The organism is Microvirga arvi (genome assembly GCF_016892765.1).
In the GTDB taxonomy this organism is placed as follows: Bacteria; Pseudomonadota; Alphaproteobacteria; order Rhizobiales; family Beijerinckiaceae; genus Microvirga; species Microvirga arvi.
Window position 1 is genome coordinate 1 of the sequence record NZ_JAFEMD010000016.1, and the last position, 15,234, is coordinate 15,234.

12 protein-coding genes are annotated in these 15,234 nt (G+C 64.5%); 6 read left to right on the top strand and 6 right to left on the bottom strand.

Features of this window, described 5'->3' with window-relative positions:
• Positions 1 to 1,289 (bottom strand): DNA translocase FtsK 4TM domain-containing protein (locus ILT44_RS11785; RefSeq protein ID WP_204239779.1); only part of this gene is annotated, 1,289 nt, incomplete at its 3' end.
• Between the two features lie 133 nt (positions 1,290 to 1,422).
• Here ILT44_RS11785 and ILT44_RS11790 point away from each other — a divergent pair.
• The 3 genes from ILT44_RS11790 to ILT44_RS11800 are packed head-to-tail and all read left to right on the top strand — an operon-like array spanning position 1,423 to position 3,400.
• A complete protein-coding gene (locus ILT44_RS11790; protein ID WP_204239780.1) occupies positions 1,423 to 1,803 on the top strand; it encodes a hypothetical protein in 381 nt (126 codons plus the stop codon).
• Positions 1,804 to 1,847: 44 nt separating this feature from the next.
• The gene (locus ILT44_RS11795) at positions 1,848 to 2,786 is read left to right on the top strand and encodes a DUF1775 domain-containing protein (RefSeq protein ID WP_239468138.1); all 939 of its coding nucleotides are present in this window, start codon (positions 1,848 to 1,850) and stop codon (positions 2,784 to 2,786) included.
• Positions 2,787 to 2,800: 14 nt separating this feature from the next.
• Complete coding sequence (locus tag ILT44_RS11800) at positions 2,801 to 3,400, top strand: SCO family protein (protein WP_204239781.1); 600 nt, start codon at positions 2,801 to 2,803, stop codon at positions 3,398 to 3,400.
• Between the two features lie 356 nt (positions 3,401 to 3,756).
• On the opposite strand, the gene ILT44_RS11805 is transcribed toward ILT44_RS11800, so the two are convergent.
• The 3 genes from ILT44_RS11805 to tesB form a co-directional block, all read right to left on the bottom strand.
• Positions 3,757 to 5,103, bottom strand: coding sequence for an ammonium transporter (locus ILT44_RS11805; protein WP_204239782.1), 1,347 nt, complete (start codon positions 5,101 to 5,103; stop codon positions 3,757 to 3,759).
• A gap of 36 nt (positions 5,104 to 5,139) precedes the next feature.
• A complete protein-coding gene (locus ILT44_RS11810) occupies positions 5,140 to 5,478 on the bottom strand; it encodes a P-II family nitrogen regulator (protein ID WP_204239783.1) in 339 nt (112 codons plus the stop codon).
• Between the two features lie 436 nt (positions 5,479 to 5,914).
• Positions 5,915 to 6,775, bottom strand: coding sequence for an acyl-CoA thioesterase II (tesB, locus tag ILT44_RS11815; protein ID WP_204239892.1), 861 nt, complete (start codon positions 6,773 to 6,775; stop codon positions 5,915 to 5,917).
• A 125-nt stretch (positions 6,776 to 6,900) separates the two neighbouring features.
• Here tesB and ILT44_RS11820 point away from each other — a divergent pair, with 125 nt between their 5' ends.
• Together ILT44_RS11820 and ILT44_RS11825 are read left to right on the top strand one after the other, a co-directional pair.
• Positions 6,901 to 8,166 carry a ubiquinone biosynthesis hydroxylase gene (locus ILT44_RS11820; RefSeq protein WP_204239784.1) on the top strand — a complete coding sequence of 422 codons (1,266 nt, stop codon included), beginning with the start codon at positions 6,901 to 6,903 and terminating at the stop codon, positions 8,164 to 8,166.
• Between the two features lie 96 nt (positions 8,167 to 8,262).
• On the top strand, positions 8,263 to 10,374 hold the full coding sequence (locus ILT44_RS11825) for a hypothetical protein (protein WP_204239785.1): 2,112 nt from the start codon (positions 8,263 to 8,265) through the stop codon (positions 10,372 to 10,374).
• 103 nt (positions 10,375 to 10,477) lie between these two features.
• Here the strand turns inward: ILT44_RS11825 and ppa are convergent, their stop codons facing one another.
• Complete coding sequence (ppa, locus tag ILT44_RS11830) at positions 10,478 to 11,005, bottom strand: inorganic diphosphatase (RefSeq protein WP_204239786.1); 528 nt, start codon at positions 11,003 to 11,005, stop codon at positions 10,478 to 10,480.
• 316 nt (positions 11,006 to 11,321) lie between these two features.
• Positions 11,322 to 11,828, bottom strand: a complete 507-nt coding sequence (locus ILT44_RS11835) for a GNAT family N-acetyltransferase (RefSeq protein WP_204239787.1) — start codon at positions 11,826 to 11,828, stop codon at positions 11,322 to 11,324.
• A gap of 342 nt (positions 11,829 to 12,170) precedes the next feature.
• On the opposite strand from ILT44_RS11835, the gene ILT44_RS31620 reads away from it, so the two are divergent.
• The gene (locus tag ILT44_RS31620) at positions 12,171 to 15,212 is read left to right on the top strand and encodes a hypothetical protein (RefSeq protein WP_305070692.1); all 3,042 of its coding nucleotides are present in this window, start codon (positions 12,171 to 12,173) and stop codon (positions 15,210 to 15,212) included.
• Positions 15,213 to 15,234 lie beyond the last annotated feature (22 nt).

The window sequence follows — 15,234 nt, forward strand, 5'->3', positions numbered from 1 at the left end:
TCGGCCAGAGAAATCACCCGCGACGACTTCGTCCCAGGCGCTGGCTCAAGCTCGTAGAGAGTGACCACAGGACCGGGATTGACCTTGGAGATGGCGCCGCGGACGCCGAAATCCTCAAGAGTGCTTTCGAGCAGGGCGGCGTTCTGCTCGAGAGCGTCGGCCGAGATCGTCGGGCCTGCGGGCCGCTTGGGCTCGGCGAGCAGGTTGAGCTGGGGCAGCTGGTAGTTCTCCTCGTCCAGCAGCGAGGGCTGCGCCTCGCGCACCATGCGCTTGCCGGGCTTCGGCGCCGTATGCGCCGGCGCGACCCGGGTGGCGGCAGGCTCGGGTCTCGGGGCAGGGCGAGACGAGAGCGGAGGCGGAGCGTCGTCCTCGTCCCACGCGCCGTCCTCGTCATGCATCGGCACGGAGGCCGGCGCCGGCCGCGGGCGTGCAGGCGCGCCGTCGAGGACAGGCTCGCGCCGCAGGCCTGGCTGGCGGGCGGAGCGTGCGGGCGGCGCGGTCTCGTACGCGTCATCGAGAGCCGGGCTGCGGCCTTCCTTCCAGCGCCGGGCGCTGGCGCGCAGGCTCATGAGGCCATGGGCCAGGGCGCCGAGGGAGACGATGCCCCAGCCGGGCTCGTCATGACCGATCTCCTCCGCTTCGTCCCAATCCTGGATCTTGCGGCGCCGGACCGGCACGGGATCCTCGATCTCCTCCGGCTCCTCATGATGCCTGTCGTCCGCCGGTCCAAGGCCGCAGGCGGCGGAGAGGCTCAGGATCGCGATGCCTGCAAAGAGGAAGCCCAGCACCGCGCTGGCCGAGCCGCTGGACAGCCCCGTGACGGCCTTTGCGCCGGCCAGGATCGCATCGCCCACCACGCCGCCGAGGCCCGTGGGCAGGGGCCAGCTCTGGGTCGGGGGCAGGGCGCTGGCGAGCGCCGTCGCGGCGCCTGCGCCGATGACCCAGAGGGCCAGGCGGAGCTGGATGCGGCCGAGCTCGCCCGATTTCATGAGGCGCCAGCCCCACAGGGCCAGGGGCAGCACGGCGGCGATGGCGCCGAGCCCCAGGAGCTGCATGAGCAGGTCGGCCGCGATTGCGCCCGGCCAGCCGATGAGGTTGCGCACGGGCAGATCGGTGGCGTTGTTGAGGCTCGGATCGTCCACGGACCAGGTGCCGAGAGCCACCGCCACCGCGCCGGCGACGGCGATCAGGCACAGGCCCGTCAGCTCCTGCGCCCGGCGGGCCAGGAAGGCTCTTAACGAGCTGAAGAGGCCATCATAGGCGGAAGAAGAACGGCGGGCCGCGCGCATCAAACCACTCTAAAAAACCATGGGACGAGACACTATTGCCTGGATGCTAGCGCGAGCGGGTTAAGGGTCCTTTAACCCTACGAGGCTTTTTGCGCTGTTGACGGACAATCCTCAAAAGATCAGTGTCCCGGCCATGAGACGCAGGACCTCGGCACAGGGCTGGACGCGCGCCGCCATCGTGGCGCTGATGGCCTATGCCTTCGTCCTGCAGGCCCTGCTCCTCTCCGTCAGCGGCGCGATCCATGCGGCGACGGCAGCAGAGCCGCAGGGGATCATCTGCCTGCGGGACGGCGCGTCCGCTCCGGACCATTCCCCGGCGAAGGCTCACGAAAATCTCTGCTGCACCCTGAGCTGCCACGGCTCGGGCGCGGCCGGGCCCGCCCCGGCATCCGGCTATCTTCAACGGCTCGCGCCTCTTGCCGTCGCAAGCGTCCGGGCTGCGGATCCGCCGCATCTGCGCCTCACCTCCAACGTCCTGCCTCTGGGATCGCGCGCGCCGCCGCGCCTCGGCTGATCGCCGTCCGACCGTTCCTAAAATCCCTGCAAGGACTTCCTCCAATGACCTCGTCCCGCCTCGGCGCGCTGGCCGCCGCCTTCATGGCCGTATCGTCGCCTTCCCTCGCGCATGTCTCCTTCGAGAATGCGCAGACCTCGCCCGATTCCACCTACAAGGCCACTTTACGCATCCCGCACGGCTGCGCCGGCAAGCCGACCCTGAAGGTGCGCATCCGGATCCCGGAAGGGATCGTCGCCGTCAAGCCCATGCCGAAGCCCGGCTGGAAGCTGGAGACCGCCAAGGGCGCCTATGTGCGGGCCTACCAGGTGAACGGGGAGGCGGTCTCGGAGGGCGTGACCGACATCGTCTGGTCCGGCTCCCTCGACGACGGGCATTACGACGAGTTCGTGTTCCAGGCCCGCTTCACCGATGCCTATCAGCCGGGCGCGACGGTCTTCTTCCCCGTGGTGCAGGAATGCGACGGCGTGGTGGAGGAATGGGTCCAGGTGCCCGCCGAGGGCCAGGACGCGCACAGCCTGAAATCGCCCGCGCCGGGCGTGAGGATCGTCGCCGCTGCAGGCGCCGTATCGACCGCGAGGAAGGCAGGGTCCCTGACCCTCGAGCAGCCCTGGTCGCGCGCCACCCCCGGCGGGGCCAAGGTCGGCGGCGGTTATCTCCGCATCACCAACACCGGCGCGGCGCCCGACCGTCTCACCGGCGGCTCGTTCCCGCTGGCCTCCAAGGTCGAGGTGCATGAGATGCGGCTCGACGGCGACGTCATGCGCATGAAGCCGGTGGAGGGCGGGCTCGAGATCAAGCCGGGCGCCACGGTCGAACTGAAGCCAGGCGGGCTCCATCTCATGTTCGTGGACCTCAAGGAGCCGCTGAAGGAGGGTCAGACCGTCAGGGGGACGCTCACCTTCGAGAAGGCCGGCTCCGTCGAGGTGGAATACACGGTGCGCGGCATCGGCGGGGCCGCTCCGGCCGAGCACAAGCATTGAAGAAGGAGGGAGCGATGAATCCGAGACGTCTTCTCGTGCCGTTCCTCGTCTTCACGACGGGCCTTCTGGTGCTCGTCGTGACGGCGGGATTGCTGCTCTTTCCCTCGGGGCCGCAGCAGAGCGCCGGCAAGGTGCCGATCGGCGGTCCGTTCCGGCTCACGAGCCACGAGGGCAAGCCCTTCACCGAAGAGAACCTGAAGGGCAAACCGTTCGTGGTCTTCTTCGGCTTCACCCATTGCCCTGAGGTCTGCCCGACGACCCTCTACGACCTGTCCCAGGATTTCGCGGCTTTGGGCAAAGATGCGGACAGGCTGCAGGCGGTGTTCGTCACGGTCGATCCGGCGCGCGACACCGCGGAGCTGATGAAGACCTATCTCGCCTCCTTCGACCCGCGCATCGTCGGCCTCACCGGCACGGAGGAGGAGATCGCGGCGGCGGCGCGCACCTACAAGATCTATTACCGCAAGGTGCCGACGGAGCAGGACTACACCATGGACCATTCGGCCACCCTGTTCCTCATGGACAGCAAGGGCGAATTCTACGGCACGTCCAACTTCCAGGAGCCGGAGGAGACGCGGCGGGCAAAGTTGCGGCAGCTTGTGAAGAACGGGTGAGACACCCTGCCGTCATCCCGGACGGAGCAAGCCGACCCGGGATCGCTGGACGAGTGTGGCGCGATCTTCCCTCCCCCTTGCGGGGAGGGAGCGAGGGTGGGGGTCGAAAAGTCAGAACGCTGCGCTTCGTGATCAAAGCAACAGCGGATTACAGCGTCGGATTGGCCTTATTGCTCACCCGGTCGGACCACCCCCACCCCTGCCCCTCCCCGCAAGGGGGAGGGAACCAGAGCTCCATCTTGCACACGATCCCGGATCTTCGCTGCGCTTCGTCCGGGATGACGCTTTTAACACGATCATAAGAAAAGCCCCGGCCGCGATGACCGGGGCTTCCTCATTCTAGCCTCTGGAAGGCCTCAGTAGTTGTAGGCGCGCTCGCCGTGGTCTGCGAGGTCGAGGCCTTCGCGCTCCTGGTCCTGCGTGACGCGCAGGCCGACGATCAGATCGGTGACCTTGTAGAGCACCACGGAGCCGATGCCGGTCCAGACCAGGGTCACCACCACGGCGATGACCTGCGTCACCAGCTGGCCGCCGATCGAGTACTCACCGATGCCGTAGCCGCCGAGCGAAGGAGCCGCGACGATGCCGGTGCCGATGGCGCCGATGATGCCGCCGACGCCGTGGATGCCGAACACGTCCAGCGCATCGTCATACCCGAGCGCATTCTTCACGCCCGTGACCGCAAAGTAGCAGACCGCGCCGGCGACAAGCCCGAGCACGATGGAGCCCATCGGGCCGGCAAGACCGGCGGCCGGCGTGATGGCCACAAGCCCTGCGACCGCGCCCGAGGCGATGCCGAGCAGCGAGGCCTTGCCCTTGGCGAGAGCCTCCACGGTCATCCAGGCGAGGCCGGCCGCCGCCGGCGCCACGATGGTGTTGAGGAGCGCCAGCGCCGCGCCGCCCGTGGCCTCGAGGTTCGAGCCGGCATTGAAGCCGAACCAGCCGACCCACAGCAGGCAGGCGCCGACGAAGGTGAGCGTCAGCGAGTGCGGGGCGAGCAGGTCGCGGCCATAGCCGATGCGCTTGCCGACAAGCAGGGCGCCCACGAGGCCGGCGACGCCCGAGTTGATGTGAACGACGGTGCCGCCCGCGAAGTCCAGGGCGCCGAGGCCGAAGAGATAGCCTTCGGAGAACCACACCATGTGGGCGATCGGGAGATAAACGAAGGTCAGCCACAGGCCCGTGAACAGCATCACCGCCGAGAACTTGATGCGCTCGGCGAAGGCGCCGACGATCAGGGCCGGGGTGATGGCCGCAAAGGTGAGCTGGAAGGCGATGAAGGTGAATTCCGGAATCGCCACGCCCTTGGTGAAGGTGTCGGCGGTGGAATCCGTGGTCACGCCGGCGAGGAAGGCTTTCGAAAACCCGCCGATGATGGCGCCCAGCGTGCCTTCGCCGCCGGACGAGAAGGCGAGCGAATAGCCGTAGGTCACCCAGAGGATGCCGACGAGGGAAAACACCGCGAAGACCTGCATGAGCACGGAGAGCATGTTCTTGGTGCGCACGAGGCCGCCATAGAACAGGGCCAGCCCCGGGATCGTCATGAGAATCACGAGGATCGTCGAGACGAGCATCCAGGCGGTGTCGCCCTTGTTGACGGTGGGAGCCGCAGCGGCGGCGTCCTGCGCCAGGGCAGGATCGAGGACCGCGAGGCTTAAACCCAGCGCACCGAGCGCCGGCAGGAGAAGAGGTCGGAACGTCATCGGATCAAACTCCGGAAAAATCGGTCAATGAGGACATCAAAGGGCGTCGGTGTCGGTCTCGCCCGTACGGATGCGGACCGCTCTTTCGAGCGAGGTGACGAAGATCTTGCCGTCGCCGATCTGGCCCGTGCGCGCCGCTGCCGTGATCGCGTCGATCACCGGGGTGACCAGCTCGCTCGCCACGGCCACCTCGATCTTCAGCTTCGGCAGGAAGCTCACCGCATATTCGGCGCCGCGATAGATCTCGGTATGGCCCTTCTGCCGCCCGTAGCCCTTCACCTCGGTCACGGTGAGGCCGTGCACGCCGAGGGCGGTGAGCGCGTCGCGCACCTCCTCCAGCTTGAACGGCTTGATGACCGCCATCACAATTTTCATGGGTTAAGCCCCCTTTGAACGTCTGCCCGGAAAACTCAGGCAACGGTTTCCACGTGAACCCGGCCTCAAGGACGGGTGTCGTGGGGCTTTACGCAAGAAGCGTGCCAAGACCTGTCGGCCATGGCAAGACAATGCTGCCTCTTTTCGAGGCAGCGGGGATTTGGCTAGAAAGTGGCCTGGGTGATGAATTTTTGAGCAGATGGAGTCAAAACCCACGTCTTTATTCGCAGGCACTTCTCCCTCCTCCTTTTTGAGAAGGGCTAGGGTGAGAGTGGAGATAGTCGATAAAGGTAGGGCGCTGGTTCACCTCTCCTTGAGGGAGAGGTCGACGCGCGTGAGCGCGGCGGGTGAGGGGTTATGCCCTTTCCGGAGAGCGCTCTCCCCGTCACCCTCGCTGCGCTCGACCTCTCCCCACCGGGGAGAGGTAAAACCAGGCTCAGCGTCGCCGCTCGCGGATGAGGCCTTCCTGGGCCACTGAGGCGATCAGGGTCCCGTCCTGCCGGAAGATAAGCCCGCGCGAGAGGCCGCGGGCGCCGCCGGCGCTCGGGGTGTCCTGGGCGTAGAGCAGCCATTCGTCGGCGCGGAAGGGCCGGTGGAACCACATGGCATGGTCCAGGCTCGCCGGCTGGATCTCGGGCTCGAAAACCGTCCGCCCATGGGGAATCAGCGAGGTGTCGAGAAGCGTCATGTCGGAGGCGTAGGCCAGAACGCTCTGATGAATCGCCGGATCGTCGGGGAGGCGGCCGGTGGTCTTGATCCACACATGGAAGCGCGGCTCGCCCGGCTCGCGCGAGAGATAGCGGTTGATCTCCACGGGCCTGATCTCCAGCGGGCGCTCGCGCTCGTAATAGGTGCGCATGGGCTCCGGCATCTTGAGGAGCAGCCCGCCCTTCACCTCCTCCTCGCTGGGAAGCTCGTCCGGCCCCGGCACCTTGGGCATCTCGGCCTGATGCGTGAAGCCGTCCTCCTCCAGATGGAAGGAGGCGGACATGGCGAAGATCGCATGACCGTGCTGGATCGCCAGAACCCGGCGCGTGGTAAAGCTCTTGCCGTCGCGGATGCGGTCGACCTCGTAGATGATCGGCACCTTGGGGTCGCCCGGCAGCATGAAATAGCAATGCAGCGAATGGGGATGGCGCCCGTCCACCGTGCGGGTCGCGGCCACCAGCGCCTGCCCGATCACCTGTCCGCCGAACACCCGCTGCCAGCCGCTCTTCGGGCTCTGCCCGCGAAACAGGTTCACCTCGAGCTGTTCGAGGTCCAAGATGGAGAGAAGGTCGGTGACGGCGCGGGACATGAGCTTCGACAATCCTGTGATCACGAAAGGTCATCCATCGGGGAGCAGCCTCGACACGTCAAGCTTGACGCTGGCGAATGGATGGCTGACACCCACCTATAACGTTTGAGGCTAAGGAGAGGGCGATGAGCGCAGCAGCCAGCTCGACACAACCGCGCATCGTCATTGCGGGTGGGGGCCTCGCCGGATTGTCCCTGGCCCTGGCGCTGAAGAAAGCGCTCGCTGACGGGATCGACGTGGTCATGTGCGATCCGGCGCTGAAGCGCGACCCGCACGGGGACAAGCGCTCCTATGCCATCGCGGCCGCCGCGCGCCGGATGCTGGAGGCTCTCGGCGTCTGGAACCAGGTGGCGGACAGGGCGCAGCCCATCCTCGACATGGTGATCACCGACAGCCGCCTGCAGGATCCGGTGCGCCCGACCTTCCTGACCTTCGCGGGCGAGGTCGACGGGAACGAGCCCTTCGCGCACATGATCACCGCAGGCGATCTGACGGCGGCTCTGATTGACGCCTGCCGCGAGAGCGGCGTGAACTTAAGGCCCGAGGGCGTGAAGGGCTTCGCGGTTCAAGGCGCCCGCACCGATGTGACCCTGGCGGGCGGGGAAGTCCTGCCGGCCGCCCTGCTGGTGGCCGCCGACGGCGGGCGCTCGCGCCTGCGCGAGCAGGCGGGCATCGGCTGGATCTCGTGGCCGTACAGGCAATCCGGCATCGTCGCGACCATCGTCCATGAGCGCGATCACGAGGGCAGGGCGGTGGAGCATTTCCTGCCCTCCGGCCCCTTCGCCATCCTGCCCCTGAAAGCCGAGGTGCAGGCCGACGGCAGCCTGAAGCACCGTTCCTCCATCGTCTGGACGGAGCGCAGCGATCATGTGGCGGCCCTGCTCGAATCCCATCCCGAGGATCTGCTCTCCGAGCTCGAGCGCCGCTTCGGGCTGCAACTCGGAAAACTCTCCTTCGAGACGAAGCCGCAGGCCTATCCCCTGTCCTTCGGCGTGGCCCGGCGGTTCGTGGCCGAGCGCCTCGCGCTCCTGGGGGACGCCGCCCATGTGATCCACCCCATCGCCGGCCAGGGGCTCAATCTCGGCCTGCACGATGCGGCGGCGCTCGCCGAGATCGTCACGGATGCCATGCGCCTCGGCATGGATCCGGGAGGAGCCGACGTGCTCGACGGATATGAGCGCGCGCGCCGGACCGACATCACCGCCATGGGCATGGTGACGGACGGGCTCAACCGGCTGTTTTCCAACGATGTCCTGCCGGTGCGGCTGATCCGCGATCTCGGCCTCGGCCTCGTCGACCGCATGCCGGGCCTGAAGCGCTTCTTCATCCGCGAGGCGGCCGGCCTGACCGGGCGCGAGCCGCCGCGCCTTCTGCGGGGCGAGTCCCTTTAGGGGTACCTCCGAATCCGAGCCTTTGAAGTAATTCCTTTTAGGTATGTGATAATGTAGTCTGCGGGCTTCCTCCTCCCGTCAAGCTACGGATGCTCCATGTCCAGCGTCGTCTACGATGATCCCGCCGACCTTCCTGCAGACACCGCAGAAGCCCGGCTTTCTCTGAACGGGATCAATTATGTTGTTATCGATACCGATATCGTCAGTGACACCGGAGCCGGCATCAAGGCGAACGAGACGGATTACATCCTGATCGGGAAAACCAGAACCATCACCGGCCAGACTTTTGGACTCGACCTGACGGGACATGGAAGTACCGTCATCAACGAGGGCACCATCCGGTCCCTGTCGGGGAGCGGGGCAGCCGTACGCCTCTCAGGGGTGGAACCCTACTCGATCTACAATTCCGGAACGATCACGGCGGCAGGCCTTGCCATCGAGGGCAGTGCCGGCACCGACCGCATCGTCAACACCGGCACTCTGCAGACCACGTCCAGTGCGACCAATGCCATCCTGATGGATTTGAAGGAAGGCGACGATCTCTATGACGGGATCAGGGGATCCGCGACCGGCGGCATCATCAAGCTCGGAAGCGGCAACGACACCGCCTATGGCGGGGCAGGATCCGAAACATTCGCCGGTGGGACAGGCGACGATGTTCTGAATGGCGGCGCCGGCATCGACACGGTGGATTACACCGAGGCTACAGTCGGTGTGTCGGTTGATCTCAGCAAGACCACAGCGCAGGCCGTCAGCGGCGGTCAGGGCACCGATACTCTCGTCGACATCGAGAACCTCGTCGGGAGCGCCTTTGGCGATCTTCTCACCGGAAACGCGGCCGACAATATCTTCAGCGGCGGCGACGGCAACGACACGCTCGACGGCGGCACCGGCAACGACAGCCTCGTGGGCGGTGACGGCAACGACAGCCTCGCGGGTGGATCTGGCAACGACATTCTCGAAGTCGGCGACGGCGACGACACGCTCGACGGCGGCGCCGGCAATGACCGGCTTGACGGCGGAGCCGGCATCAACACGGTCCGCTATTCCGGCTCTGCCGGCGTGAAGGCTGATCTCACGAGATCGGATGGTCAGATCACCGTCGGCGCCGGCGTCGACTTCCTGATCGGGATTACGAATCTGGAGGGCGGCTCCGGCCACGACGTCTTCACCGGCAACACGGCCGACAACCGGCTGGTCGGCAACGGCGGCAGCGACACCCTCACCGGCGGCGGAGGCAATGACACGCTCGATGGCGGCACAGGCGAGGACATGGCCGTGTTCTCCGGCGCAAGCGGTGACTACGACAGGGTCCTGAACGCCGATGGCTCATACACCATCACCCATGCCCGAGGAACGAAGACGGACGGCACCGATACGCTGAAAGACGTGCGCCTGGTGAAATTCTCGGACAAGACGATTGCCCTCACCAACGGCAATCCGACCGATATCTCCCTGTCGGGCACCTCCCTCTCCGAGGACAAGGCCGTGGGAGCTGCATTGGGCTCTCTGAGTGGCACCGATCCGGATAGCGACGACCTGACCTACAGCTTCGTCTCCAATCCGGGCGACGTCTTCGGCTTCAACAGCAGCGGCACGGGGATCGTCCTGCTGAAGGCGCTCGATTTCGAGAAGGTGGCGCAGCACACGATCACGATCAGGGCCGAGGACGAATATGGCGGCGTCTTCACGGAGACCTTCACCATCAATGTGCGCAACGTCGTCGAGACGACTCCGCTGGTCCTTTCCGGCACCGCGAAAGGCGAGCAGTTGGTGGGCGAGTCCGGCAACGACAAGCTCTCCGGCCTCAGCGGCAACGATGCGCTCTTTGGCCAGATCGGCAACGATACGCTCATGGGCGGACTTGGGAACGACTCGCTCGTCGGCGGGACAGGCCGGGACGTCTTCGTGTTCGATCAGAAGCCGAATGCGAAATCGAACCTCGACTACATCCAGGACTTCAATCCGCCAGACGACATCGTCCACCTGTCGCGGAAGATCTTCAGCAAGATCGCGAAGGGCGCCCTGTCGAGCAAGGCCTTCGTCGTGGGCGATCATTTCAAGGACAAGGACGACCGCATCCTCTACTACAAGGAGGGCGGCGCCCTGTTCTACGACCCCGACGGGTCCGGATCGGCCAAGGCGATCCAGTTCGCCAGTCTCGGCAAGGGCCTGAAGATCAGCCACAAGGACTTTTTCGTCATCTGACGCCCGGCTGGCGGAGGGCTCTCGGCCGGTCCCGATCGTCGGATTGAAAGACGAAGGCCAGGCAATCGCCTGGCCTTAAAAGCTTTAAAATCGGGAGCGAGCCTTACTTCTTGGCGCGCTCGACGGCTTCGACGATCAGACGCTTGGCCTCTTCGGCATCGCCCCAGCGGATGATCTTGGCCCATTTGCCGGGCTCGAGATCCTTGTAGTGCTCGAAGAAGTGCTCGATCTGCTTGATGGTGATCTCGGGCAGATCCGTGTAGTTCGCCACCCGGTCGTAGCGCTGGGTCAGCTTGCTCGACGGAACGGCGATGATCTTCTCGTCCTGACCGGCATCGTCCTCCATCACCAGAACGCCGACCGGGCGCACGTTCATGATCGCGCCGGGCACGATCGCCCGGGTGTTGGCCACCAGCACGTCGCAAGGATCGCCGTCGCCCGACAGGGTGTGGGGGATGAAGCCGTAATTACCGGGGTACCGCATGGCGGTGTAGAGGAAGCGGTCCACGACGAGCGCACCGGATTCCTTGTCCATCTCGTACTTGATGGGCTCGCCGCCGATCGGCACTTCGATGACGACGTTCACGTCGTCCGGCGGATTCTTTCCAATCTTGATCGCGTCAAGGCGCATAGAGCTGTTCTCCCGAACAAGGCTTGAGCATCGTCCCAGGTGTGGCGTTCTCACTGAAGGGGACGCCGTGACACCGGTGAAAATGCGGCAGAAGCTGGACTTGGGAGCGGCCTTGAGTCCGGATTCCGGACGGCTGCCCCCTGGAGTTCGGACGCTTCACTAGCCGGAGCGGGCTCCCGCAACAAGGACCGAAGACCGGATTTTTAGGCTTTTAGCGCATCGTGCGGACCCAGCGGACCGCGCCAGCGAAAAGTGGTTCCGGTTTTTGGGTCCGATGCTCTAGCCGAGAGGAGACCTCATCCGGGCCGGAATGCCGTCAGCCGAAGAGATAGGCCACCTTGGCCAGCGGCGTCCTGCCGATGCGCTCCTCGACGCGGGCGACCTTCTGCCCGCCCATCCCTTCGTAAAAGGCGCAGGCGCGGCTGTTGTCCTCCAGGGCCCAGACGACGATCCTGCCGAGGTCGCGGTGCCGGAGATCGTTGCGCACCGCATTGAAGAGCCGGCGTCCGAAGCCGATGCCCTGGTATTCCGGCAGCAGGTAGAGCTCGTCGATTTCACCCTTTGCCGGCAAGGTCCGGTCGCGGCAGCGGCCATAGGAGGCGTAGCCGACCACGCCCTGGCCGATGTCCAGCACCACGAGCGGGCGCCCGCGGGAGACGGTGGAGCGCCACCAGCGCTCGCTGCGCCGGGAAAACATCTTCTCGAGGGTCACCCCCGGGATGATGCCGCTATAGGCCTCCCGCCAGGCCGCATCGAAGACCTTCGACAGGCAAGCCGCATCATCGGGCTTTGCATGACGGATACTGACGAGAAGGTCGCTCATGGCTCTGGCAACAGGTTGAGAGAGGCAATGACGCCAGTTTTCCGCCGGAAGGGTTAACGGCACCTTAATGGATGACGAAGCCGGCTGTCGACGCATGATATTGTAACAAAGAAACCCTGTTTGGGGACGGGCCAAAATGCCGCAAGGGAAAGGAAAATTCTGCCCTCAAAAGACGAGAATTAGCTCGGCAGCACAGTCGAGCGGCCCGTAATCTGCATTTGGGAAAACTGAAGAATCCGGAATGCAAGCCCGGATCTATAGCCGAAATGAAATATCGTGATAAGAGTTTCTTCCGGAAAAGAGGCCTAGGAGCCCCTTCTCTTGCGGGGGAGCAAGTTGATCATGGCCCAGTACCGGTATGATCCAGCGTTGAACAGCTACATTCTGGACGAGGCCCAGGATTTCGACCTGAACGAAGTCTCGGAACATGGAGGCCCGAATGCCGGCGTGACGGGCAATGCTCTCGACAACACCATCACGGGTGATGCAGAGGACAACCGCCTCGAAGGCGGAGAGGGCGCCGACACGCTGGAAGGCGGCCTCGGTCATGACACTTATGTTGTCGAGAACACCGGAGATGTGGTGATCGAGACCGCCGATGGCGGCATCGCCGATCACGTCGTGGCTTACGTCTCCTACACCCTGCCCGATCATGTCGAAAGTCTCGAACTGCAGGGCTATGACAATACCACGGGTACTGGAAACGGCCTCGCCAATACGATCTTCGGCAGCGACGGCGGAAGCAATCTTCTTGAGGGCCTGGGCGAAAACGACCGCTTGTTCGGCATGGGTGGAGACGACACCCTCGACGGCGGCGAAGGCGCTGACGAACTCTGGGGCTGGTACGGCAACGATACGTTCATCGTCGACGATGCAGGCGATGTGGTCACCGAGGATGAAGATCGTGGCGAAGATCGGGTGATCGCCTCGGTCAGCTACACCTTGGGCAATCACGTCGAACATCTCACTCTCGTCGGACCGCAGGGCCTGACCGGTACCGGCAACGGCCTCGACAACGGGATCGTCGGTGGATCAGGAGACGACACTCTCGATGGCGGCACGGGAGACGATACCCTCGCCAGCGGCGCGGGCCATGACATCCTGAATGGCGGCGACGGCAGCGATACGGCCGTGTTCGCGGGCACCCGCGACGCCTACATCGTCACCAGGAATTCAGACGGCTCCTTCGCGGTGGTCGATACCCGGCCGGCTGGAGACGGCAAGGATGTGCTCACGGGAATCGAATTCCTCCAGTTCGCCGGATCGACCATCGATCTTTCCACCGCTGCCGATCCTCCATCGGGCCTCAAGCTGGCCGACAGCACGGATGATATTTCCGTCGTGGAGGGTGAAACCGAAATCGGCGCGCTGACAGCTGATCAAGGTGACATCGCTTGGTCCTTCGACGCAACCGCCGAAGGCGGCGGCAATGCCGATGGCATGTTCGTCATCGAGAACGGCGTCGTCAGGCTCGCTCCCGACAAGGCGCTCGAATACGACGGGCCAGGAGCCGTTCATGCCTACACGATCGTGGTCGAGGCCAGGACCGTGTTCGGCGTCACGACCACGCATTCGTTCACGATCAACGTCGCCAACGATCCTTCGGAAGACAACCGCGCTCCGACGGGCCTCTCGGTCACAGGCGGCACGGTCGCGGAGGATGCAGGCGTAGGCGCGGCCGTCGCGACGCTGGAGGGCGAGGATGCCGACATCGACGACACCTTCACCTACGAGATCGTCGCCAACGCGAATGGCGACTCCCTTCCCGAGGGACACGCGCTTTTTGCCATCGGCACGGGAACGGATTTCGATAAGTTCCTACTCAAGGCCAGCCTCGATGACGCGCAGGTCGGACTGCAAGAGCTCTGGATCAAGGTCACGGATGTCGGCGGCCTCTCCATCATTCGCAAGATCACCCTCGTCGTCACGAACGTGAATGAGGATCCAACCGATGTGCGGCTGGACGGATATGCGGGCCAGGTGACGGAGGGAACGAGGATCATTGGCACTCTTCAGGCCGATGACGAGGATGGCGATTCCGTCAGCTGGTCCTTCGACACGACTGCCGAAGCTGGCGGCAATGCCGATGGCATGTTCGTGATCGATGAGAATGGGCGAATCGCGGTCGCGTCCGGCAAGGAGCTCAACTACGACGGCGCGCACGCCGTGCGCTCCTACACCCTCCATGTCGTTGCATCGGACGGCCAGGGCGGCGAGACCAGGAAATCTTTAACGATCAATGTTGCCAATGACCCTGCCGATGACAATCGCGCTCCGACGGGCCTGACGCTGTCGATCCATGTCAACGAGAGCGCCACATCGGTCGTCGTGGGGACGCTGAGCGCAACGGATCCGGACGGCGACACGCTCGCCTATTCGTTGGTGGACGAGAACGGCAATGACATCTCGGCGTCGAGCGCGTTTGCCATCCGTCCCGTCATGAGCGGCGGCGTGGTGATCGGGTATGAACTGGCGACCAAGGGCGACATCCAGGTGACGGCGGATGAGACGCGCGAGATCCGGGTGAAGGCCGACGACGGGAAAGGCGGCACCGCAACGCAAAAGTTTCTCGTCACCATCAAGGACGTGCCGGCGCCGGTAAACCATGCCCCGACCGACATCAGCCTGAGCCATGCCTCGGTGCAGGAAGGTGCTGCAAGGGGCACGCTCGTGGGCGTTCTCTCGGCCACGGATTTGAACGAAGGCGACAGCTTCACCTATTCGCTCAACGACGACCGTTTCGAGGTCGGCCCGAATGGGCGCCTGCTGGTCAAGGACGGTGCCAAGATCGATTATGAGACGGCACGGATACATCACATCCGGGTCGTGGTGGCCGACAAGGCCGGTGCAACCTACGAGAAGGCGTTCACGATCCAGGTTGAGGATGCGGTCGAGACTCAGACCGGCACAAACGGGAACAATGCCCTGATCGGCGGCGTCGGCCGTGACAATCTGTTCGGATTCGCAGGCAGCGACCAGCTTTCTGGCGCTGACGACAATGACACGCTTTATGGCGGTGCCGGCAAGGACGCGCTCACCGGTGGCGCCGGCAGCGACATCTTCGTGTTCGACACCAAGCCCAATAAGAAAACCAATGTCGACAAGATCCACGACTTCGTCGTGACGGACGATTCGATCTGGCTCGACAACAAGGTCTTCACCAAGCTCGGCAAGCTCGGGACATCCGAGAAACCGGCTCAACTGAACAAAGCGTTCTTCACCGTCGGCACGAAGGCCAAGGACAAGGACGACTACGTGATCTACGACAAGAAGAAGGGTGTGCTCCTCTACGACGCCGACGGCTCCGGCAAGGGCAGGGCGGTCGAGATCGCCACGCTGTCGAAGAAACTAGCTATGACCGACAAGGACTTCTTCGTGATCTGACGAAACTAAAACGGGGCGCTCC